This is a genomic window from Paenarthrobacter histidinolovorans (assembly GCF_014647595.1).
Lineage (GTDB): Bacteria > Actinomycetota > Actinomycetes > Actinomycetales > Micrococcaceae > Arthrobacter > Arthrobacter histidinolovorans.
This window is the reverse complement of sequence record NZ_BMPM01000004.1, coordinates 67,252-89,051: the sequence shown is the minus strand read 5'-3', so window position 1 is coordinate 89,051 and position 21,800 is coordinate 67,252. Positions and strand designations below refer to the sequence as shown.

23 protein-coding genes and 2 tRNA genes are annotated in these 21,800 nt (G+C 63.2%); 5 read left to right on the top strand and 20 right to left on the bottom strand.

The window, feature by feature from the left end; genetic code table 11:
• The first annotated feature begins 51 nt into the window (after nt 1–51).
• Complete coding sequence (locus IEY62_RS11145) at nt 52–1,017, top strand: LysR family transcriptional regulator (RefSeq protein WP_189017537.1); 966 nt, start codon at nt 52–54, stop codon at nt 1,015–1,017.
• A gap of 50 nt (nt 1,018–1,067) precedes the next feature.
• On the top strand, nt 1,068–1,571 hold the full coding sequence (locus IEY62_RS11140; protein WP_189017534.1) for a DUF2004 domain-containing protein: 504 nt from the start codon (nt 1,068–1,070) through the stop codon (nt 1,569–1,571).
• A 103-nt stretch (nt 1,572–1,674) separates the two neighbouring features.
• On the opposite strand, the gene IEY62_RS11135 is transcribed toward IEY62_RS11140, so the two are convergent.
• The 6 genes from IEY62_RS11135 to IEY62_RS11110 are packed head-to-tail and all read right to left on the bottom strand — an operon-like array spanning nt 1,675 to nt 6,804.
• Nucleotides 1,675–2,370, bottom strand: a complete 696-nt coding sequence (locus tag IEY62_RS11135; protein WP_189017531.1) for a hypothetical protein — start codon at nt 2,368–2,370, stop codon at nt 1,675–1,677.
• Entirely contained in the window at nt 2,367–3,407 is a 1,041-nt protein-coding gene (locus tag IEY62_RS11130) for a vWA domain-containing protein (protein ID WP_189017528.1), read from the bottom strand. The genes IEY62_RS11135 and IEY62_RS11130 overlap by 4 nt, the downstream gene beginning before the upstream one ends.
• Nucleotides 3,404–4,411: a vWA domain-containing protein gene (locus tag IEY62_RS11125; protein ID WP_189017526.1), complete on the bottom strand. Its 1,008-nt coding sequence runs from the start codon at nt 4,409–4,411 to the stop codon at nt 3,404–3,406. Before IEY62_RS11125 ends, IEY62_RS11130 begins: the two co-directional genes overlap by 4 nt.
• Entirely contained in the window at nt 4,402–4,863 is a 462-nt protein-coding gene (locus IEY62_RS11120) for a hypothetical protein (protein ID WP_189017523.1), read from the bottom strand. Before IEY62_RS11120 ends, IEY62_RS11125 begins: the two co-directional genes overlap by 10 nt.
• Nucleotides 4,853–5,785: a DUF58 domain-containing protein gene (locus IEY62_RS11115; protein ID WP_189017521.1), complete on the bottom strand. Its 933-nt coding sequence runs from the start codon at nt 5,783–5,785 to the stop codon at nt 4,853–4,855. Before IEY62_RS11115 ends, IEY62_RS11120 begins: the two co-directional genes overlap by 11 nt.
• Before the next feature lie 11 nt (nt 5,786–5,796).
• Nucleotides 5,797–6,804 carry an AAA family ATPase gene (locus IEY62_RS11110; protein WP_229785228.1) on the bottom strand — a complete coding sequence of 336 codons (1,008 nt, stop codon included), beginning with the start codon at nt 6,802–6,804 and terminating at the stop codon, nt 5,797–5,799.
• A 149-nt stretch (nt 6,805–6,953) separates the two neighbouring features.
• Between IEY62_RS11110 and IEY62_RS11105 the strand changes: the two genes are divergently transcribed.
• The gene (locus IEY62_RS11105) at nt 6,954–7,157 is read left to right on the top strand and encodes a hypothetical protein (protein WP_227453649.1); all 204 of its coding nucleotides are present in this window, start codon (nt 6,954–6,956) and stop codon (nt 7,155–7,157) included.
• 28 nt (nt 7,158–7,185) lie between these two features.
• Here IEY62_RS11105 and IEY62_RS11100 read toward each other — a convergent pair whose 3' ends face one another.
• The 5 genes from IEY62_RS11100 to IEY62_RS11080 form a co-directional block, all read right to left on the bottom strand.
• On the bottom strand, nt 7,186–8,007 hold the full coding sequence (locus IEY62_RS11100) for a carbohydrate ABC transporter permease (protein ID WP_189017518.1): 822 nt from the start codon (nt 8,005–8,007) through the stop codon (nt 7,186–7,188).
• Complete coding sequence (locus tag IEY62_RS11095; RefSeq protein WP_189017515.1) at nt 8,004–8,873, bottom strand: carbohydrate ABC transporter permease; 870 nt, start codon at nt 8,871–8,873, stop codon at nt 8,004–8,006. The genes IEY62_RS11100 and IEY62_RS11095 overlap by 4 nt, the downstream gene beginning before the upstream one ends.
• Nucleotides 8,870–10,213, bottom strand: coding sequence for an extracellular solute-binding protein (locus tag IEY62_RS11090; protein ID WP_229785227.1), 1,344 nt, complete (start codon nt 10,211–10,213; stop codon nt 8,870–8,872). The genes IEY62_RS11095 and IEY62_RS11090 overlap by 4 nt, the downstream gene beginning before the upstream one ends.
• Before the next feature lie 113 nt (nt 10,214–10,326).
• Complete coding sequence (locus IEY62_RS11085) at nt 10,327–11,526, bottom strand: ROK family transcriptional regulator (protein ID WP_229785225.1); 1,200 nt, start codon at nt 11,524–11,526, stop codon at nt 10,327–10,329.
• 221 nt (nt 11,527–11,747) lie between these two features.
• A complete protein-coding gene (locus tag IEY62_RS11080; protein WP_229785223.1) occupies nt 11,748–12,878 on the bottom strand; it encodes a class I SAM-dependent methyltransferase in 1,131 nt (376 codons plus the stop codon).
• Between the two features lie 218 nt (nt 12,879–13,096).
• On the opposite strand from IEY62_RS11080, the gene IEY62_RS11075 reads away from it, so the two are divergent.
• The gene (locus tag IEY62_RS11075) at nt 13,097–13,474 is read left to right on the top strand and encodes a cupin domain-containing protein (protein ID WP_018777809.1); all 378 of its coding nucleotides are present in this window, start codon (nt 13,097–13,099) and stop codon (nt 13,472–13,474) included.
• Nucleotides 13,475–13,557: 83 nt separating this feature from the next.
• On the opposite strand, the gene IEY62_RS11070 is transcribed toward IEY62_RS11075, so the two are convergent.
• Nucleotides 13,558–13,630, bottom strand: a tRNA-Ala gene (locus tag IEY62_RS11070).
• 362 nt (nt 13,631–13,992) lie between these two features.
• On the opposite strand from IEY62_RS11070, the gene IEY62_RS11065 reads away from it, so the two are divergent.
• Nucleotides 13,993–14,592, top strand: coding sequence for a ScbR family autoregulator-binding transcription factor (locus IEY62_RS11065; RefSeq protein WP_189017509.1), 600 nt, complete (start codon nt 13,993–13,995; stop codon nt 14,590–14,592).
• A 140-nt stretch (nt 14,593–14,732) separates the two neighbouring features.
• On the opposite strand, the gene IEY62_RS11060 is transcribed toward IEY62_RS11065, so the two are convergent.
• The 8 genes from IEY62_RS11060 to obgE form a co-directional block, all read right to left on the bottom strand.
• Nucleotides 14,733–14,805 (bottom strand) — tRNA-Ala (locus tag IEY62_RS11060).
• 116 nt (nt 14,806–14,921) lie between these two features.
• Entirely contained in the window at nt 14,922–15,326 is a 405-nt protein-coding gene (gene rsfS / locus IEY62_RS11055) for a ribosome silencing factor (RefSeq protein WP_189017506.1), read from the bottom strand.
• 57 nt (nt 15,327–15,383) lie between these two features.
• Nucleotides 15,384–16,637, bottom strand: a complete 1,254-nt coding sequence (locus tag IEY62_RS11050; RefSeq protein WP_189017503.1) for a hypothetical protein — start codon at nt 16,635–16,637, stop codon at nt 15,384–15,386.
• A 9-nt stretch (nt 16,638–16,646) separates the two neighbouring features.
• Nucleotides 16,647–17,324, bottom strand: a complete 678-nt coding sequence (gene nadD / locus IEY62_RS11045) for a nicotinate-nucleotide adenylyltransferase (RefSeq protein ID WP_189018289.1) — start codon at nt 17,322–17,324, stop codon at nt 16,647–16,649.
• Nucleotide 17,325: 1 nt separating this feature from the next.
• Nucleotides 17,326–17,565: a hypothetical protein gene (locus IEY62_RS11040; protein ID WP_018777814.1), complete on the bottom strand. Its 240-nt coding sequence runs from the start codon at nt 17,563–17,565 to the stop codon at nt 17,326–17,328.
• Nucleotides 17,566–17,649: 84 nt separating this feature from the next.
• The gene (locus IEY62_RS11035) at nt 17,650–19,014 is read right to left on the bottom strand and encodes a glutamate-5-semialdehyde dehydrogenase (protein ID WP_189017500.1); all 1,365 of its coding nucleotides are present in this window, start codon (nt 19,012–19,014) and stop codon (nt 17,650–17,652) included.
• Nucleotides 19,011–20,192 (bottom strand): glutamate 5-kinase, encoded by a 1,182-nt coding sequence (gene proB, locus IEY62_RS11030; protein WP_189017496.1) that lies wholly within the window; start codon nt 20,190–20,192, stop codon nt 19,011–19,013. Before proB ends, IEY62_RS11035 begins: the two co-directional genes overlap by 4 nt.
• A complete protein-coding gene (gene obgE / locus IEY62_RS11025) occupies nt 20,182–21,768 on the bottom strand; it encodes a GTPase ObgE (protein WP_189017493.1) in 1,587 nt (528 codons plus the stop codon). Before obgE ends, proB begins: the two co-directional genes overlap by 11 nt.
• Nucleotides 21,769–21,800 lie beyond the last annotated feature (32 nt).

The following is a 21,800-nucleotide window of genomic DNA, read 5'->3' as shown; positions in this document are numbered from 1 at the left end:
CGTGTCGTGACACTTTGAAAATGTGGCGTGGCGAACAGCTAAAATCTGCTGATGGTCAACCTTCTCCACCTCCGGACGCTGATGGAGGTAACCCGGCTGGGTTCCTTCGCAGCCGCCGCCGCCCAACTGGGCTACACAGCCTCGGCAGTCTCCCAACAGATGGCCGCGCTGGAACGCGACACCGGCGTCGAGCTCTTCCAGCGCTCAGCACGAAGCGTGGTGCCGACTGAAGCTGCGGTGACCATGACGCGCCACGCATCGAAGGTACTGACGGACGTCGAAGCCCTCATGGCCGCAGCGTCCAGGACCAACGACTCCCCCGCGCAGGAACTCCGCTTGGGCATCTTCCCCAGCCTGGCGACCTACGTCTTGCCGGACATCCTCCGAAATGAGCGCTGGAACGGGCTGGGCATCGAGCTCAAAGTGTCCGTAGCCGAGCCGGCGCAAACCATCCAGGGACTGCGCAGCGGAGGCGAGCTCGACGTGGCCCTCGTGTACCAGGTGGGACAGTCCGGTTTGGCGTGGCCGCATTCGCTGGAACGGCAGTGGATCGGCGACGACGACTTCCGTGTGGTGCTGCCGGCCTCCTGGAAAATCCGTGAGGATGCCGAGATCGAGGCCGCCCACCTTTCCGACATGCCATGGATTGTCCACCACCCGGGCACCAGCGATGCGTTGGTGATTGAGCGCCTGTTCGCCAGCTGCAACCTCCACCCAAGGGTGGTGGCCTACAGTGACGACTTCCACGCGAGCCTCGAGATGTCCGCGGCGGGGCTTGGTGCCTCGCTGGTGCCGGAACTGGCGTTGCGGAACCGCCCTGCCGGCGTCGTGGTTCTTGACGTTCCGGACATCCGGCTTGCGCGGAACGTATTCGCCTTGCTGATCAATGAAAAGCGCACCGCCCAAGTCCAACTCTTCACCCAGCTGCTGGCTGATACCCTGCGTGGCACAGCGGGCAAGAGTGGTCTCCATCCCCTGAAAACCACTCCTGTCAAGGGTCCGCAGCGGCGCACGTGAAATATTCCCAAGTGCTGGAACGCGCTGGATGTAGGGGTTAGATTGATCACATGGGCAAGGTAGCGAGCAAACATTTTGGGGAGATAGAGCTCAATCACGGGCGCGACCATTGTTTCGTGGCCAGACATGAGCTCGGCGGCAACCAGCTCGAACTGGACCTGAATGTCACCGCGCATGACCACTTTGACGAGGCGGCACTGCACAAGGTGGACTACCGTCTGCGTTTCCTGCCCGAACTGGTGGACCAGGTCCGCGAGATGATCGCCGACGAACTTGACCAGGACGGCACCAACCCCCAGCAGTTCCTGCATTTCCACTGTTCGCAGCTCAAGGAAGAGCAACTCGAATCAGTGTTCGGCGTCCGCGACAAAGGCCAGCTCACCAACGATGTCTTCCTGAAGGCACTCAAGCTCGGCCACGTTGCCATCTACCCCGGCCAGCCCGAGCGCTACTTCGTGCTCGACTTCACCCTCGGCTCGCACTTCACGGACGAATTGCTGGTGGCCGCAGCGGACGAAGACGGTGTGGTGGATGACGAGATTTTGTGGGAGTAGCACCAGGCGTTAACGCCCGACGGCGGCCGGTCACCTGTGGGTGACCGGCCGCCGTCGTTCGTGGAGACGAAGTTCTACTCACCACCCATGCGGGGCGGATCCGTCACCATGGCTTCTCAACACCGTTACTGTCGTCCGGCCCGCGCAGATATTCGTCACGTTCCCGGCCTTCGCCACGCTCGAGTTGGGCCTTCCGGGCGCTCTCTTCAAGCTGCTGGAGTTGCTTTTCCTGCGGTGGCGCCGACGGTTGCGGGGCGCCGTCCTGTGTGGCGCCGCTCTGGCCCTGGTGCCCGCTCAGCCGATCCTTGGCTGCCTCAAGGGCAGCCCCCTCCCCCGCCGAGTTCGCTGGTCCAGGCTCGTGGCACTGGACGGGAGCTGCTTCAATGACCGCCAACGCTTCACGGACCAGCCGGTCCTTGGCCTGCGGCTCAGGTGCCGCATCCGCAAGCTTCTCCACACTCAGCACGAGGTTCACCCGGATCCTGCACTCGTCCACACCGGCGCCGGCCCTCAACGCTGCCTCGAAATCTGCCCGTGCAGCATCAAAGTCACCTGACAGGACGTTTGCATCTCCGGACGCAAACGGGGCCTTGTGTGGTTCGAGCACATTCACTGCCCCGAGCCATGCTGCCGCCTGCGCCACTCCACCCTGGTTTCCTGCGGTAAAGGAGCTTTCCGCCGAGCCACCCAATATGCCCACGCTCAGGAGTTTCGCGGCCGCTGCGAGCGCCAGGAGGGCAGCCGGCGCTGACCAGAGCGCCAGGTTACGGCGTCGTCGTCGTGAATTCATGGCGGTCATCTGTTGTGCTCCTTCGCCTGCGGACTCCGGGCGGCCCGGAGCGCGCCCAGCTGCCTGAAGGGTTCGGGGAGGGCCAGAGCGAAAGCCGCCAGTGCGAGCAGCCAATAGAGCTCGATCCTGCCCGGTACATCCCCGCTACCTGCGGAGACAGCACCCGGCTGCGCTTTTTGGAGCATGTCGGACACGGGTTCGGTGCCGGTCCGGTGGGTGTAGGGGACGTTCAGTTGACCTGCGATGCTGCGGAGCTGGTTTTCGTCGATTGTCGAGATCGCATCCTGGCCGTCGCCGGAGCTGCGATCCTTCACATAGGCGGTGGTGTTCCTGGAGGAGTCCTTCATGCGCCCGCCGGCGGCTGTCCCATATCCCAGGACTGCTCCCCCGGCCACGTTGGCCCCATCCATGGGCGAAGGGGCCGCAGCACTGGTGTTCTCGCCGTCGCCGGCATAGAAAACGAGCGCCGGCCGTCCCGGGTGCTGTTCCTGCGCCGCGGCGAGCCTTTCCTTCAGGAGCTGCCCGGCTCCGCTCACGCTGCTGCCCTTGGCATAGCGGGGGTTCTGGGGCTGGAGGGTGTCCATGCTGGTTCGCAATGCACTGACGTCCTTGGACAATGGCATCCGCACAGTGGCTTTGTCATCGAAGGTGATCAGGGAGAACTTGGCTCCAGCGAGCTCTTTTGCAATCGCCATGACGTCCTGTTGGACTCCCGCCAGCCGGGTGCCGGTTCCGTTGTAGTCCTCGGCTGCCATGCTGGTGCTGCTGTCCACGACAAAGAAGACGTCAAGGTCCGCAGACGTGGTGTTGGCCTGCCCACCGGCCCAGCCCGGCCGCAGTGCGGCGAGCACAAGAAGCACGACGACGACGCACCGGGTCACGGCGGAGCGCAAGGCCTGCGGTGATCGGCTGTGTCCCTGCTGGCTGCCGTGGCCCCTGATGAGGGCGAAGGCGGTCCAGACGGTGAACGCGATAGCGGCCACGCCGGCTGCTGCGAGAACAGGCCAGGGCAGGATCGGGGCCATGCTCAGGGCGATGTTCGTCATAGCCCGGTCCTCCTTCCCAGTACCAGCATTCCCATCCCGGCCAGCAGCGCGACGCCCAGGGGCCACGCGGGGGCATCGGCAACAACGGAGCGCGGGGCCGACAGGTAACTGGTGGCCTCGGTTTCCTGGACCTGCCGGACGATGCCGGGCACGGCATCGGGGCTCTCCAGGGTGGAATAGCTGCCACCTGTTGACTCAGCGGCCGCCTTAAGCTGGGCACCAGGTTGTCCGGGATCATCCCCGTAATCCATGTCGCTGGGATTGAGGGCATGAACCTTCACGTTCTTGCTGGCGGCAAGGGCGCCCGCTTCGGACAGGGAGAAGATCGACGCCCCGGAGACGAAGTTGTCGGTGGCCAGTACAACCGACCGCGAGCGCTTGGTGTCTTCGTTGCCGTTGGTGTCTGCGGTGCCGTTAGTGTCTGCGTCCGGGAAGCTCTGGACACAGGAGGCCAGGCCATCGCCGATGAGTGATGAGCCCTCCCCGTTCCAGGTACCGTCGAAGAACCATCCTGCACCGTCAACGAGCGCCTTTTCGGCGTGGGTGAGTTGCTCCTGGGCATAGTCGTAGTCGTCGGTGAGGGGAAACAACTGGACGCTGCTGCTGTCGAAGATGACCATGCCGATCCTCTCACCGTCGAACTCCTTGGCGAGGTCCTTGAACACAGCTGCCAAGGCTGCGTCCGTGCTGGTCATTGATCCGGAGACATCAAGGCAAAGCACGATGTCCCTGTTGCGGATCTCAGGCTGTTCGGTGGAGCGCAGGGCCGGGCGGGCGGCAGTGATTGCCGCTGCCAGCAGGAACAGGGCTGACAGAAGTGCGGCGAGGACCAGCCGGATCCGGTATCGGCGGAGGGCATGCTGGTATTCGGGCAGGCCGGTGAGCCGGTCGCCATGGGCAACTGGCCGCGTGGGCAATGGCCGCCGACGCCGGAGGTACAGCAGGGTGCTGACCGCCACCGCTGCGGCTGCAAGCGGGAGAATCCACCAGTAGGTCAGTTCCATGCCTGAACCACCTTGCGGGCGATATCGGCGGAGTGACTTACAGGTTGGACCGGTAAGGCCGAGAATTCACTGGGGTAGATTTCGGCGATCCCCTCAGCCAAGCCGTCAAAGCCCTCATGGCGTAGCTCATCCAGGGTCATGGAGGTGACGGGCAGTGCGGTTGCAGCACCGGCGAACTCCCTTACGAGGAAGCTGAGCCGTTGGTGGGCGTCGCGCACCGGTACCCGCCCGGCGTCGGCGTCCGCTGCGGTTGCCTCAATCGCTTCCAGGCAGCGCGAACGCAATGTCTCCAGGTCCGGTTGATCGCTCATCCGCCCGGCGGACGTGAGTGCCCGGTGTGGCCGGAAGAGCCATCCGTACCACCCTGCAACCAGCACAATGAGGACAACCCCCAGCCACATCCACTGGGGCTGGTATTGAAGAGGTGCGTAGAACGTGGATTCAGTCGGCACCCTGGCCCCTTTTCGCCCCGCCCCGGGAGGTGAGTGCTCCCGAACGGTGCTTTTCCAAAAGGGCGAAGACCGCCGTGAGAACGTCATCGCTGCCGGTGGCCTGTTGTTCGGCGATACCCAGGCGGCGGAAAAGAGCCCCGCGCTGCTCGGCACGTTCGTTCATTGCCCGCTCGTAAGCGGCCCGCACTGCCCGGTCCGCGGCAAGCGGAAGCGGTATGCCGTGGCCGGTACCGACGTCCATGCTGTCCTGTTGTCCCGGTGTGTCCGGCCCCGGTGCGAGGTCGGCGTCGCGGACAGTCAACCAAAGAAGTTCATGCCGTGCCCGGAGCCTGCGCATCAGGTCCGCGGTCCTGGCATCGGGCAGCACCTCGTCAGCAACAACCACCACCAGCATCCGTCCTTTGATGAACCGCAGGACGTAGTCCAGCTGCTCCGCTATGTCACTGGGATGGGTCTTTGGACTGATGCTCGAGTCGATGTCCCGGAGCAGCCGTTCCAAGTGTTCCTCGCCGCTCTTGGGAGGCCTGTACCGGGATGCGCTCGCATTTCCATGCACGAGGCCTACGTCATCGCCGTGGCGGCACGCAAGGTATCCAATGACCCCCGCCGCATGAACAGCGACGTCCTTCTTGTTTTCCCCCGAGAGCGCCTCTGCTGCCATGTTCCTGCCGGTGTCCACCAGCAACAGCACCGAGTGGCGTCGAATGGCAACGTACCGCTTGACCAGGGGCGAGCCGTGCCGTGCCGTGGCCTTCCAGTCGATGTCCCTGACCTCGTCACCGGGAACGTAGGTTCGCAGCTCGTCGAAATCGAGGCTTCGGCCCTTGAAAACGGAACCGTACTCGCCGTCGAGCAGGCTGAGGGTCCTGCGATGGGCGAAGATGAACATCTTCGACTTGACGCGTCTTATGAGACTGGGCACCTGCCGACCCGTTACGGCGTCTGGACGGACGCCAGGACGGCATCGATGACGGTCTCCACGGCAATACCCTCCACCACCGCGTCGAAGCCGAGGATGATGCGGTGGCGCAGGACGCGGTGGGCCAGGTTCTTCACGTCCTCGGGAATGACGTGGTCACGCCCGTTGAGCAGGGCCAAGGCGCGGGCCGCCTGGCTGAAGGCGATACTGGCCCGCGGGCTGGCCCCGAACTCCACCAGGTTGGCAAGGTGGGGTTCCAAGTACTGGGACGCGTTGCGGGTGACGTAAGCCAGACCAACGATGTACCGGACGATGGCCGGATCGATGTAGACGCGACGCACGAGTTCCTGCACTTGAACCACCGCGTCGAGGGAAGCGGCTGCCGGCGGTTTCTGCTCTGCACTGAACACTCCAGCGTCGATCCGCCGGATCACCTCGGCTTCTTCGGCGGGGCTGGGATAGTCCAGGACATCCTTGAGCATGAACCTGTCCATTTGTGCTTCAGGAAGGCGATAGGTGCCCTCTTGCTCAATCGGGTTTTGCGTAGCAAGTACCAGGAACGGTTGCGGCAAAGGATAGGATTCCCCGCCGATTGAAGTCTGCCGTTCCTGCATGGCTTCCAACATGGCGCTTTGGGTTTTTGCGCTGGATCGGTTGATCTCGTCCAGCAACACGATGTTGGCGTGGACGGGCCCCAGCTGCGTGACGAAGGTGCCCTTGGCGGCGTCGAAAATCTGGGTTCCCGCGATGTCACTGGGCAGCAGGTCCGGCGTGCACTGGATCCGTCGGAAGTCTGCACTGACCGATTCCGCGATGGCCTGGGCTGCTGTGGTCTTGGCGAGTCCGGGGACGCTTTCCAGCAGCACATGCCCCCCGGTGAGCAAGCCAATCACCAAGGTCTCCCGCAGCCGGGTCTGGCCCACCACTTTGTTTTCGAAGCTCCGGACTATGCTGCCCACCAATTGCTGGGCGCGCGCCATGTCCGGTGCATCGATTCCGGCCGTGGCTGTGATCTGGTGCACTGGGGTCCCCTCGCTGGCGTTATGAGTCGTGCCGCAAGCGGTGGGCTTAGTGATTCCGCCTGCATCGGCCACTCTATCCAAACGGCACCCGCTCAAGGCCGCAATGGGTACCCCTCCCCATGGGGGCGCCTGAGGTCTATCCTTTTGCCATGCATCAGCTACCAGCCGCCTATCAGAATTATCTGGCATCGCAGGACCAGCACGTCATCGATGCCGTACGCCCCGTTCTTCTCCAGTCAGCAGCCGATCAGCGGCACGGTGTCCGTATCACTTTCAATAGGGGACCAACAGGCCACCAAGCCCACGTGGACGAGTCCATCCCCTTCGGCGAGATCATCGAAGACATCGACTGAAGCGGCGCGCCGCAGCGTCCCGAGGGGGCTAGCCTTTCATTGCCCCTGACATCGCAAACGAGTTCCCCATGCCCCGTGACACCACCGCGTAGAGCACCAGTACCGGGACCGAATAGAGGATGGAGAATGCAGCCAGCTGACCGTAGGCAATGGCGCCATGCTGGCCGAAGAAGCTGAAGATGGACACCGCAGCCGGCTGCTTGCCCGTCGACAGCAAAAGGATGAAGGGAACGAAAAAGTTCCCCCAGGCCTGGATGAAGACAAAGATGAACACCACTCCGAGGCCCTGTCCCATGAGCGGCAGGACGATGGTCCGCAGCGTCACCAGGTTCGATGCCCCGTCCATCCACGCCGCTTCTTCCAGTTCCAGGGGTACCGTGTCCATGAAGTTCTTGGCCATCCAGATCGCCATGGGCAAAGTGGTGGTGGCCATGAAGAAGATGGTCGCTGCCATGGAGTCCAGTAGCTGCAGTTGAACGAACAAGCCGTAAACCGGGACCATGATGGCGGTCACTGGCAGTGAGGTTCCTAAAAGAACGGTGTACATGAAGGGCTTGTTGAAACGGGACCGGTACCTGGACAGCGGGTAGGCGGCCAGGACGGCTGCGAGTACGTTTACCAGTGCCGTACCGGCGGACAAGACGAAACTGTTCAGCAGCGGGCGTCCCAGTAGTTCCGGAGTCATGACGGCACTGAAGTTGATCAGCGACGGCGCCGGGGGCACCTTGGTCTGGTAGCCCGCTTGAGGGTCGACGGCGGCCAGCACCAGCCACAGCAGCGGCGCCGCAAAGCACAAACCGATTACCAGCAAGGCGACGTCGGCACCGACCCTGGCTCTGGAGCGCTTCATGCGCGCCGCTCGCGCAGCAGCCACACGTACACGGCACCGAAAACCATGCCCAGCAGGATCAGCACCGATGCCACGGCAGTGCCGTAACCAATGTCCCCGAACTTGAACGCTTCCTGGTAGGCGAGGACCGGCAGGGTGGTGCTGGCGTTGGCGGGCCCACCCGCCGTCATCACCCAGATGAGAGTGAACACGGCCAGCGTCTGCAGGGTGATCAGCATCAGATTGGTGGCAATGCTGTTCCTGATCAGCGGCAGGGTAATGAACGCCAGCCGCTGCCATCCACGGGCACCATCCATGAGCGCCGCCTCGGAGACATCCCGGGGAACATTCGCCAGCGCTGCCCGGTACACGAGCATGGAGAATGCCGTACCGCGCCAGGTGTTGGCGAGAATGATGGCGACCAGCGGGAACGAATACAGCCAATCCAGGCCGTGGGTTCCCAACACGGCCAGCAGCTGGTTCAGCGTCCCGTCCCGGTTGAAATACGCGTATGCCGCGAACGCCGCCACTATTTCAGGGAGCACCCAGGCTGCCACCACGGCAGTGCCCACCCAGTCGGACACGCTTTTGCGCGAACGTGTCATGAGCAGGGCGATCAGCAATCCGAGGAGGTTCTGGCCCAGCACCGCCGAAGCAGCCACGAAAACCACAGTGAGCCACACAGCCGTGGGAAAGGCGTCGTCGGTAACCATCCGGACGTAGTTCTCCGCGCCTACCCATTGCGGCTCCCGTGCCGCTTTCCCGGTCAAGGCAGCGTCTGTGAAGGAGGCGTAAAAGGACCATGCCACGGGAGCGAGCAGGAAGACCAGGAGGAGCAGAATGGCCGGGGCTACTGGCAGGAGCCGCGAGAGGCGGCGAATCTTCATCGCTGCAGGACCTTGTCCTCCCCTACCAGCTTGCGGACCGTGGCGTCATAATCCGCGGCGGCTTCCTGAGGGCTTTGGCGGCCTGTGATGACCGATTCCGTGGCGACCTGGACGGCGGTGGAAATCCGCGGATAGTCAGCGGTGGCGGGCCTGTAGTGTGTTACGTCCACCAAGCCGGACACGTCCTTGACGAAAGGATTTGCGGCAAGGTAGCCCGGATCAGCGGCCACGTCCGCGCGAACAGCAATCTGCGAGTTGTTGATGTCGTACGCCAAGGCGTTCTTCTTGTTCAGAGCGGTAGCGAGGAACTGGAAGGAAAGCTCGGGGCTCTTGGTCCCCGCACCCACGGCGAGGGTCCAACCGCCTGACATGCTGACGCTGCCTGGTTCCTGGCCCTTCTGGGTGGGGAAGGCCGCTACAGCCATGTCCTGTTCGTAGCCGGCCCATTCGTAGGCACCGCCTTTTTTCCAGAACGACGGCGCGTAGGAACCTTCCACGGTGGCCCCCAGTTTGCCCTGCGGGAACCACTCCCCGAAGACCTTCTTCCAGACATTGGCATCAAGTGCTTCCGCCGGACTAACAGCGAGCTTCTCGTCATAGAGGGTCTTCAGGAAGGCAAGTGAGTCGGTGAACCCTTGGGAACCGACCACCCACTTCCGTTGGTCCTCGTCGTACAAGGTGCTGCCGGTGCCGTAGAGGAGCTCATAAAAGCTCTGCATCACGGTGCCTTCGCCCGTGCCCTTGCCGGCGTACATGGTGAAGGGAATCACTGTGGGATCGGCGGCCTTGACTTTTCTGGCCATCACCAGGATGTCGTCCCAGCTCTTCGGTTGCCAGGGTAGAGCGATTCCTGCCTTCTGCAGGACGGACTTGTTGTACCAGATCGCACGCGTATCAGTGCCCAGCGGGACCGCGTAGATTGCCCCGTCGTCTGTGCGGCCGGCCGCCTTCGCGGCGTCGCTGAAGTTCGCCCAGTCGTCCCATTTCCCAAGGTAACTGTCCAACTTGAGCAAGTAACCGGCGTCGACGTCGGAACGTACTTTGAACGTGTCCTCATAGAAGACATCCGGTGCTGTGTCCGGTGACCGCTGCGCCAGGGCGAGCTTGGTACCGTAGTCGTCATCGTTGGCCTGGATGGGCTGGAGGTCCACGGTCACACCGGAATTGGCCGCCTCGAATTCCTTCTTGGCGTCCTGCATCACGGTATCGAGCGCTGTGAAGGCATCGGTCTTCTGGTAGACGATCTTCAGGGTGGTGTTCCGGCCCGCGTCCGGAGTGGACGAACACGACGTCACCCCGGCAAGAACAGCAGCTACGGCGAATGCGGCCACTATCTTCATGGATCGCCTGGTCTTCGCTGGGGGCATGGGTATCACAGGGCGCTTGGTCTTCACAGGGCGCATGGTCTTCACAGGGCGCATGGTGCTCCAATCAGTCAAACGTGCGCTGCTGGTCAGCCCTCCAGCAGCAGCCGTTGGGCGCGGGGTGCAAGCATGTGCTCCAGGACCAGACAAGCAGCACCAATGGCGCCCACGTCTTCGCCTACTCCGGTGCCCACGACTTCGAGTCCGTGGATCATGCGGGCAGCGTTGTTCCTGTCCAGGAGGCCGGGAACCCGGTCCAGGAAATAGGGTGACATGCGGCCCCAGAACGGACCACCAAAAACCACGCGCTCCACGTCCAGGGTGTTGGTCACCACGGACACCGCGCGCGCTACGAGCGTGGCAGACTTGTCCAGAATCGCTATGGCGCGTTCGTCGCCGGCATCTGCCCGGTCACACAGTTCCGCGTACCGTTCCTGCACTTCAGGACCGTCAGCCCCGTGCCGGTTCCCGTCCAGGACACCTGCCGCTTCGGCTTCCGCCACCAATACCTGTGGAATACAGGATGATTTGACGCAACCACGGAGCCCGCAATCACACTGCGGCCCTTCCGGGTCAACAACGATGTGGCCGATTTCGCCGGCGTTGCCGGAGGTCCCGCGCACCACCTCGTCGTTAAGGACGATGCCGCAACCGATGCCGGTTCCCATGTACATGAAAACGAAGCTTCCCGCGCCACTCGCGCCGCCGGCCCAGGTCTCGGCCACCGCCGCACTGGTGACGTCCTTGTCCACCAACGTCTCCAGGCCCGTGGCATCTGCCAGCGCCTCCCTGATCCGCACCCTGTTCCAGCGCGTCAGCAACGGCGGCTCCACCACGGAACCTTCGTCGAGGTCGATCGGGCCCGGGACTGCGACACCCAGGCCGGCAATCTTTGAGGCATCGACCCCCGACTCCTCGATGAGCGCCTGGATCTGTTCGGCGATGCCCGTGATCACCCCTGCAGGGTCGCCACCAGGGGTAGCCATGCGGGAGTGCTTGACGACATCGCCCAGCAGGTCCAGGACGACGAAAGTGATGACAGCAGGATCAAGGTGCACCCCGACTGCGTACATACCCGCAGGGTTCAAGCGCAGGATGGTGCGCGGTTTTCCCGGACCGGAGCCTTCCTTGCCTGCCTCGACGATGAGCTGCTGGTCAAGGAGTCGTCGGGAGATGTTCGAAATCGTTTGTGGCGACAACCCCACGATCTGCGCCAGCTCCACACGGCTGAGTCCGCCCGAAGACCGCCGGATCGCCTCCAGAATGACGGTCAGGTTGAAGTCCCCCATGCGGGGTAGGTTGGTTCCGCGCCTCGGTGTCGGCTGCCGGATCTCAGTCACTGATGCCCCTAGTCATTCGGAAAATCTTCGTCGAAGTTGGTCTCTGTGTGCATCGTACGACACCACTGCTCCCACGGATATGAGCACACGCTGGCTGTGAAGTCAGGGGTTGGTAACGATGACACTGCATTGTATGCGAGCACAGTTCACTGACGCGTCACGCACAGCCCTCAGCGCTTCCTGCTCCGCGTCACCGTGAACTTCGGATTCCGCCCTTCTTCCTCAGTGGGCCCGATGAGCCGTTCGAGTGTCGGCCGGTAGCGCAAGTGACTGTTGTAGACCGTCCACAATTCCCCTCCCGGCGCCAAGACCCGGGCTGCTGCTTCAAACATCCGCAGTGCGGCACCGGCATGCACGCTGGCGCCCAGATGGAAGGGCGGATTCAGCAAGATAAGATCGGCGCTGGCCGGCTGGAGTGAGGACATGGCGTCGTCGTGGAGCACAGTGATCCGCCCGGCCAGCCCGTTTGCCAGTGCGGTCCCCCTTGCCGAGGCAACAGCGGCTGCAGACTGGTCGGTGGCGATAACCCGCGCTTCCTTTTGCCGCATGGCAACCATGGTGGCGAGGATGCCCGTACCGCATCCCAGGTCCACCACGCACCGCGCCTGGGGCATGCGCTCAAGGAACGTCAGCAAATAGCGGGTGCCAATATCGAGGCGCGCGCCGGCAAAGACGGCACCCTGGGCACTGACGGTGATATCCAGTTCGGGCAAGGGCCCAACCACCGGAAAGGGCGGCGCGGCATCGACCGGCCTGGCGTCCCGCGCTACCAGGATCCGGGACTTTTGGCGGGCCAACTGTGGCTGGACGGACCCAAAATATTTCTCCAACACGCTGTTCATGCCGACCGTCATGTGCTTGACGCGGCCACCGGCCAGTAAAACTGCACCCGGGGCAGCAAAGCGGGCAACGGCGTCGGCTGTTTCCTCCAACTCGGCCAGGGCTTTAGGCAACTGCAGCAGCACCAGTTCCACACCCTCCAGCAGCTCACGCCCAAGCTCATGGGGACTGTACCTACCCTCAGCCCCGGCCATCTGCGCGTTACGCTGCAGGGCCAGCCTCCCGGTGAAAAGGTCCTGGTGGACGCGGACGTGTTCCACGCCGAGACCCGCCAAGGCACCCAAGGTCAACGCACCGTACCGGTCGCCGATGACGGCAATCCTGGTCCGGGGAGAGCTGAATCCGACGGCGGTTTCCAGCAGGAGCCTGTCCGTGGCGTCGTAGGCCTGCAAGTTGTCGGCCTCGACGTCGGGCAACCTGCTTAAAGAGTCAAAGAGCGCCCCTAAATCCAGTTCCGTCACTATGAGGTTCCCGCTTTCCTTGCTTCAGTAACCGGCCGAGGCCGGCGTCTCGACTTTATGGGTGCTTCGGAGGAAGCTTAAGCTTGCATTACGCAAACACCTGTCCTCCTCCGCGCGGTGAGATGACCCCGAAGGTGGCCGGCATTCGTCACGGCGACCCCAGGAGCCAGGCGCCGGGACCACCCCTCACTGGGCTCCCCTTTCCCTTGCGAGAAGCCATGAGTGTCAATGTTGTCACGAACCTGGACGCGAAGTCCCACAACTCCCCCGACGAAACCCGACGGGCGGACAAAACCGTCGTGGACCTGGTCACTGTGGGAGATTACACCATCGCCCGCATGACGTTTGAACCCGGCTGGACGTGGGCAGACTGCATCAAGCCGGCCGCCGGCACCGATTCCTGCCAGTTAAGCCACGTCGGGTTCTGCGTTTCCGGTTCCCTGGAAGTGGAAACAAACGACGGCGGGAAGATCAGCATTTCCCCCGGATCCTCCTATTCCATTCCTCCTGGACACAACGCCAGGGTGGTTGGAGATCAGCCGTTCCAAGGCATCGAGTTCGTCAGTGGCGCCGAATTTGCCGAAGCGCTCAAGTAACAGCGGCACTTCCGGAGTAGAACCGCACGCCTGGAAGCAAAGCAAAAGACCCCGCTCGATTGAGCGGGGTCTTTCTTCCGGAGTGGAGCTGAGGGGACTCGAACCCCTGACCCCCTGCATGCCATGCAGGTGCGCTACCAGCTGCGCCACAGCCCCGGATTTGCCAACTTCACCAGGAAGTATTTCCCTTCCCGTCGAAGCAACTCGTCAATACTAACCACAATCCCACCGGAAGCGAAATCGACGGAAGGTGAGGTGCGTCACGCCAGCCGCCCGCCCTTCGGGAGACCCGCCCGGCCGAGGTGCGTGGATCGAACCACTGCACCTCCCCCAAAAACATGCCGTGCGGAGCCTCCCAAAATGACGTGCTCCAAGGAGTCTAGGATCTTAGGGCCGCAAAACAAAACCGTCCAGTCGGTTTCTCCGTTGGACCGCCCCGGCCCGGTGATAGCGTTATGAGGTCCCGACGGCGGCTGTACCTTACGTCGCCAGCCCACCATGAGAGGTCATCACAACGGATGCAGCAGCGCGCGCAGGAAACCAGGCTGGCCGTCATCGAGGGTGCCGCCCGGGTCTTCGCCGGGATCGGCTATGCAAAGGCAAGCCTCGCTGACATCATCGCGCACGCCGAGGTGACAAAGGGGGCCCTGTACTTCCACTTCACTTCCAAGCGGGACCTGGCGCTGGCTGTTATCGAAGAACAACATTCCAAGGTGTTGGCCGCAGGTGCCGGGATCCTTGGCACCAGCACGCCTGCTTTGGACAAGATCATTGAGCTCTGCAGGATGTTTGGCCGGCAACTGCTGGACGAACCGATCGTCCGGGCCGGAATACGCCTCACCTTTGAAGCTTCAGCGTTCCAGGCGGATGTGTCGGGGCCTTACGAGGACTGGATCGGCACCGTCGAGGGTCTCCTGGAGCAGGCCAAGGCTGAAGGCGGGGTCCGGGCGGACCTGGATGCCGCAGCTTTCGGCCGGTACCTGGTGGCCTCCTTCACCGGCGTCCAATTGGTTTCCGATGTACTCACCGGACGCGACGACGTGCTGCAGCGCATAGAGCAAATGTGGGAGTTCATGCTGCCGGCCATTGCGCCGGTCCCGCCCGGATCCCCGGACTAAGTCTGCAAACCCGGAACGCCCGCCAACCCGCGCAGGGACAATGTCCCAACAACGCAGACACCACAATGCGGAAAACCGGATACGAAAAAGCTCCGCCCCCTCCCCGGATAATCCAGGAAGAGAAGCGGAGCCTCGTAGGGTGGAGCTGAGGGGACTCGAACCCCTGACCCCCTGCATGCCATGCAGGTGCGCTACCAGCTGCGCCACAGCCCCATATTCTTGCTGCCTCACGCCTGGCTTTCAAAGCCATCCGCGCCGAAGCAACTCAAATATCTTAGAACAGCATTTCCGAAAATTCCAAATCGGGCATATTCGGTTGCCGAAGCGTCCTAGGCCTCGGAATCCTCGGCGGTTGCTGCCTTGGCAGAAGCGTCATCGCCGAGTTCAAGGTCCACCACAGGGCAGTCCTTCCACAGGCGCTCCAGCGCGTAGAAGACGCGGTCTTCGGCATGCTGGACATGGATGACGATGTCGGCATAGTCCAGGAGGACCCAGCGGCCCTCGGAGCGGCCTTCACGGCGTACGGGCCGAAGATCCTGCTTCAGCAGTTCCTCTTCGATTCCGTCCACGATTGCGTTGACCTGGCGCTCCGTGGGAGCTGATGCGATCAGGAAGACATCGGTCAGCGCCAAACGCTCGCTGACATCCAGCGCGACGATGTCTTCTGCGAGCTTGTCAGCCGCGGCACGGGCAGCGTGACGGGCGAGGGTGATGGATTGTTCATGTGCAGACAAGGGGACTCCTAGTTATGGCGCGTGGCCGGGGAATGGCGTGAGCCGTTTGGGGCGGAACTATCCGCTGGTAATCATGATGATGCCGACGATCAGGGCCACCAGGCCCAGTGCCAGGACGCCGTATTGCAGCAAGCGGCTCCGCTGGGCCCTTGCCAGTCCGGCTGTACTGGCGTCCAGGGGGTCCAGTCCATATGCGGTACTGGCCGACACAGGAGGCCGTTGTGTTTCCTCGCTTGGTTCCGCCGTGGGGACAACCTTGTTCCTGGGTGACCTGGCAACCGCCTCGGCGCGGGCAAGAACCCCTGCACGCCCACGTGGAGCGCGTTCCTTCGCCGGCGCCGGTCCTGAATCAAGCTTGGGACCAGAGGAGGTGACCAATGGAACAAAGGTAGTGCTGGGACGCTTCATTACCGGGCGTTCGACACCGGGAACCTTGACGAACTCCAACGGAGTCACCATGGCGAGGTTGTTCGCCGTCGAAGGACCGGCCGATGTGGACGGCGGCTTGCCCTCGCCGGGCTGGTTCGGTCCGGATAGGCTCTGTGCAGGATGGCTCTGTGCAGGATGGCTCTGTGCAGGTTGGTTCTGCCCGGACTGGTTCTGCTCGGCAAGCTTTTGCTTGGCAGCCGCGCGCTTGTTCAGAACCGCGGCGCGTTCGGCCAGGGCAATCTGCTGGGCCAGGACCTCGGGATCAACAGCGAGCGGATCCTGCTCGGCAATATGTTCGAGCTTGGACGTCTGGTTTTGGACCTGCGCGGCAATCAGTTCGCGGACAGCAAGGGCCTGTTCCACGGACATCTCTGACTCCGCAGCGGGACCGTTGGGGGAACCGGAGGGAGCCGGCTTCTTTGGCTGGGCGGATTCCCTTGGCGCGTCCGGCGTTTGCCGCTTTTCCCCGTCCTTGTCCGCAGCCTTCGGCTTGGCGCCGGGCATGGGAACAATGGGGTTCATGGACGTGGCGACTTCTGCCTGAAGCTGCTGCAGCCGGAGCTGGCGCCGGGTGGGGGGACCGCCACCTGATAGTTGCTCTTCCTTGTCCGCGAGCTCCTTGATGGTACGCAGCGCGGCACGGTCACGGGCCCGGATCTGGGATGAACGTTCCTGGGCCGCCGCACCCACCGCGTCAACAGGGACATCAGCCGCACGACGGTTACGTCCGTTCGAGCGCTCCGCACCGCCGGCAGGCTCTGTCTCCTGCGGTGCGGCAGGCTCCTGCGGTACCGTCGGCTCTGCCTGGACTTCCGGGTTCTGTTCCCGGGCACGGCGAAGCTCGCGCCTGCTGCGGATGGGTCGCTGTTCCTGGCTGCTCATTTTACAAACTCATTCAGTACGTGCTTGGTCGTCTGATCCGGATAGTGCTGGTGACAGGTCTTCTGGTACAGCGTCGGGTGCATACAGTCCATATTTCGCGATGTACTGCACCACACCGTCCGGAACCAGGTACCACACCGGGTTGCCTGCACCCACGCGGATACGGCAATCCGTGGAGGAAATAGCCATGGCCGGGACTTCGAGCAAGCTGACATCGTCAGTCCGGCCGAGGTCGTTCAGCTCATGCCCAGGGCGGGTTACACCCACAAAGTGGGCCAAGGACCAGAGCTCGTCCACATCTTTCCAGGACAGGATCTGGGCCAGAGCATCCGCGCCCGTGATGAAGAAGAGGTCGGCGTCGGGTCGCTGGGCCCGGAGGTCCCGCAGGGTGTCGATGGTGAAGGTCGGCCCAGGCCGGTCCACGTCAACGCGGCTGACGGTAAACCGGGGATTTGATGCCGTCGCAATGACGGTCATCAGGTACCTGTGCTCGGGTTCACTGACCAGCTTGTGCGACTTCTGCCATGGTTGGCCGGTGGGCACGAAAACTACTTCGTCAAGGTCGAACTTGGCTGCGACTTCGCTTGCAGCCACAAGGTGGCCGTGATGGATGGGATCAAAGGTTCCACCCATCACGCCCAGCCGAAGCCTGCGCTCCGACTCCCCGCGAGGTGTTGCGGCAATAATGTTAGTGGCCCTGGCCGTGGGTGTGCTTGTTCGGGTGCTGGCGGTGCGGATCAGCGTGCTCTTCCACGGCTTCGTGGCGGTTGCCCAGGTTGGTGTAGGACAGGGTTACGAACATAAGAACCAGCAGCAGGGCGAACATCGAGACGCCGAAGACCCACGGCTCGGCCCACAGCGGGGCGAGTTCCTCGTGGCCGCCTTCTGTCTCGGCGGCAATGGACGTGGCGATCTGCTGAAACAGCATCTTCTCCCCTAGTTGGTTCTCAAAGGATTTCGACGGCGGGACTCTCCCCGCCGTTCCGGACTTCTGTTCTATGTTACCGCGTTGCTAGCCGCGGACTTGGCCTTCGCCCTGCACGATCCACTTTGTAGTGGTCAGCTCGGTAAGACCCATGGGACCGCGGGCGTGGAGCTTCTGGGTGGAGATACCAACCTCGGCACCCAGACCCAGCTCACCGCCGTCGGTGAACCGTGTTGACGCGTTGACAATCACAGCTGCCGAGTCGATCTCGGCGATGAACCTCTCCGCATTGGACAGGTTGTTCGTCAGGATGGCTTCCGTGTGTCCGGTGGTCCACTTTCGGATGTGCTTCACCGCGTCATCCAGGCTGTCCACCATGGCCACAGCCAAGTCCAGGTCCATGTACTCAGTGGCCCAGTCGTGGTCGTCCGCCGGAACGGTTTCGACGCCGTTGCCCAACGCGGCGGCAATCCGGTCATCGACGTGGAGCGTAACCCCTGCCTTCCTCAGTGCGGCGGCTACGGCAGGCAGCACTTTGGAGCCTGAGTGCACCAGGAGGGTCTCCACGGTGTTGCAGACACTGGGACGTTGGGTCTTGGCGTTGAGAAGGATTTCCACGGCCATCTCTTCATCCGCCGACTCATCGATGAAGATGTGGACGTTGCCCTCACCGGTTTCGATAACGGGCACCGAGGAGTTGGTCACGACAGTCTGAATAAGCTCGCGGCCACCCCGGGGAATGAGCACATCCACCCGCCCGCGGGCACGCATCAGGACATTGGCACCTTCGCGGCCATACTGGTCGACTGTCTGCACTGCATCGGCGGGAAGTCCCACTGAGTCCAGGGCGTCGCGCAGGATCCGGACCAATGCCTCGTTGGTGTTCGCGGCGGCGGAACCGCCGCGGAGGATCACGGCGTTGCCGCTCTTGAGAGCCAGACCGGCAATGTCCACGGTGACGTTGGGACGCGCTTCGTAGATGGCGGCAACAACTCCCATCGGCACATTGACCTGTCGCAGGCGCAGGCCGTTGGGCAGCGTCTGCCCCCGGACCACGTTGCCGACGGGATCCGGCAAGCCAGCCAGGTTCTCCAGTGCAGCCACCAAACCGTCGATGCGCTCGGGAGTAAGGGTGAGTCGGTCCAGGAGTGCTGCGGAGGTGCCGTTGGCGCGGCCTACGGCAACGTCCTTGGCATTGGCTTCAAGGACATGCTTCCGGTTTGCCAGCAATGCTGTCCCGATCGCACGTAGTGCACGGTCCTTCCAGGCACGGTTCGCTTGTCCCAGGCGGCGTGCTGCTTTCCGGGAACGATCGGCAATGGCGTGGACAGCAGCTTCAAGCTCCTCCGGCGTCAACGGAACGCGACCTGCCGCAGGGTTCTCCGGCGCCTGGCCGGCAGTGCCGGCAGCGTCGGAAATCACGGGGGCGTCAGGGGTCAGCGCTTCAGTCATGCACCCAGTTTAGATGAGCGCGGCCCGCGCAGGAGCACCAGGTCGTCAACATGAACAACTTCGCGGTCATAGCCCCGTCCCAGCGACTGGCCAAGCTCCTGGGTAGTGCGGCCCAGCATGCGGGGAAGTTCCTCCGAGGAGTAGTTCACCAGGCCGCGGGCCACGATGCTTCCATCCAGCGCCACCATCTCCACGGGATCGCCGGCTTCGAATTCGCCGCCGACTTCCGAAATGCCGGCGGGAAGCAACGAACGGTGCCTGTCGCGCACAGCTTTCACCGCGCCGTCGTCAAGTACCAAACGTCCCTGCACCGTCGCCAGGTGGGCGAGCCACAAGAGGCGCACGGGTTTGCGGTTGCCGTTCACGGCGAACCAGGTTCCCACGTCCTCCCCCGCCAGCGCTGCTGCGGCGTTGGCCGTGGAGGTGACCAGAGCATGGATCCCTGAACCTGCGGCAATCGAGGCGGCCTCGACCTTGGTCATCATGCCACCCGTTCCGACGCCGGCCTTGCCGGCCTTCCCGATGGTCACATCTTCCAGGTCCTGGGGTCCACGCACCAGCGGGATGCGCCGGGCGCCTTGGGACGGCGGACCGTCGTAGACGGCGTCGACGTCGGACAGCAGCACCAGCGCATCGGCGCGGACCAGGTGGGCCACCAAGGCAGCCAGGCGGTCGTTGTCGCCGAACCGGATTTCATGGGTCGCCACCGTGTCGTTCTCATTGACTACCGGCACCACCCCAAGATTCAGCAACCTGTCCAGGGCCCTGAACGCGTTGGTGTGCTGGGTGCGGCGCATCAGGTCATCCGCAGTCAACAAGACCTGGCTCACTGTGACCCCGTGGGCGTTGAAAGCCTGCGTGTAGCGCGCCATCAGCAGACCCTGGCCAACACTTGCTGCCGCCTGCTGCGTGGCGAGATCCTTGGGCCGCTTTGCCAGGCCCAATGGCGCCAACCCGGCCGCAATGGCACCCGAAGAAACGAGGATGATCTCGGTCCCGGCGTTTCGCTTTGCGGCGAGGGCGTCGACGAGGTGCGTCAAGGACTTCTCGGAGATGCCGCCTTTGATGCTGGTCAGGGAGGACGAACCCACCTTGACCACGATCCGTTTCGCGGTTGCTATCCCCTGGCGTTCCAGCCCGGCAGCGTTCTCTGAAGCTTCGACAGTCCTAGTCGTCATCACCGGAATCCAGGGTGCTTTCCCTCACCGTCTGGGCACGGCGGCCGCTGACGGACTCTGTCCAGATACCTGCCTTGCGCTCGGCCTCGAGTTCGGCACGCGCGGCGGCCTTGGCCTCCCGGCGTTCGATCTGCTCTTCACGCTTCTGCGAACGCGTGGGGCGGTCGCCGATGTCAGCAACACGGATATCAGTGCCTCGGGGAGTTGCCAAAAGTTCGGCACCAGCCATCATTGTGGGCTCCCAGTCGAAGACGACGCCGTCATCCTCGCCGATGACCACGGTATCGCCGGGCTTGGCACCGACCTTGAACAGTTCTGTCTCTACACCGAGCTTCGCGAGGCGGTCTGCCAGGTAGCCGATGGCTTCCTCGTTGGTGAAGTCGGTCTGCTTGACCCAGCGCACGGGCTTTTCACCCAGGACGCGGAACAGCGGTTCGAGGTTTTTCTCTTCACGGCGGATCTTGAAGCCGGACTCATTGACGGCACGCGGGCGAAGGACAGGCGGAGCCACCTTGGGCGGTGCTGCCTGGACGGTGTCGCGTGCAGCCTTGACGATTTCTGCCATGGCAAAACCCAGCTGGCGCAAGCCCTCATGGCTGGTCGCCGACACTTCGAACACGCGGTAGCCCCGCGCTTCCAGGTCGGGCCGTACGAACTCGGCCATATCCTTGCCGTCAGGGAGGTCCACCTTGTTCAGGACCACCAGCTTGGGACGTTCGTTCAACGGGACAACTTCGCCGTCGACGCCGGCGTAACTCATGTCGACGGCGTACTTCTCCAGTTCGGCCTCAATGATGGCCAGATCGGAGAGCGGATCGCGGTCCGATTCCAGGGTTCCGCAGTCAAGGACGTGGACCAAAGCAGCACAGCGCTCCACGTGGCGGAGGAAGTTATGCCCAAGGCCCTTGCCTTCGCTGGCGCCTTCGATGAGGCCCGGTACATCGGCAATCGTGAAGCGGACGTCTCCGGCCTGCACCACGCCAAGGTTGGGAATGAGGGTGGTGAACGGGTAGTCGGCAATCTTCGGCCGGGCAGCGGACATGGCCGCAATCAGGCTGGACTTGCCCGCGGAGGGGAAACCAACCAGGGCGATGTCGGCGATGGACTTCAGTTCCAGGACGATGTCACTGGATTCGCCTTCGATGCCGAGAAGCGCGAACCCAGGGGCGCGACGCTTTTGCGAGGAGAGGGAAGCGTTGCCGAGGCCGCCTTGGCCACCGGCGGCCGCAATGTATTCAGTACCCTCGCCAACCAGGTCTGCCAGGACTTCGCCGTCCTTGGTCTTGACCACGGTTCCGTCAGGAACCGGCAGGATCAGGGTCTCGCCGTTCTTGCCGCCACGCCAGTCGCCCATGCCGGGGCCACCATTGGTGGCATGCCGGTGGGGGGCGTGGTGGTAATCGAGCAAGGTGGTGGTCTGGGCGGAGACGCGAAGGATGACATCCCCACCGTTGCCGCCATTGCCGCCGTCGGGACCACCGAGCGGCTTGAACTTTTCCCGCTTAACGGAGACACAGCCGTGGCCGCCGGTTCCGCCGGATACGTGCAGGACTACCCGGTCTACAAAGCTCGCCACGTGGATCTCCTCAGTTGCTGTCTTACAGCGTT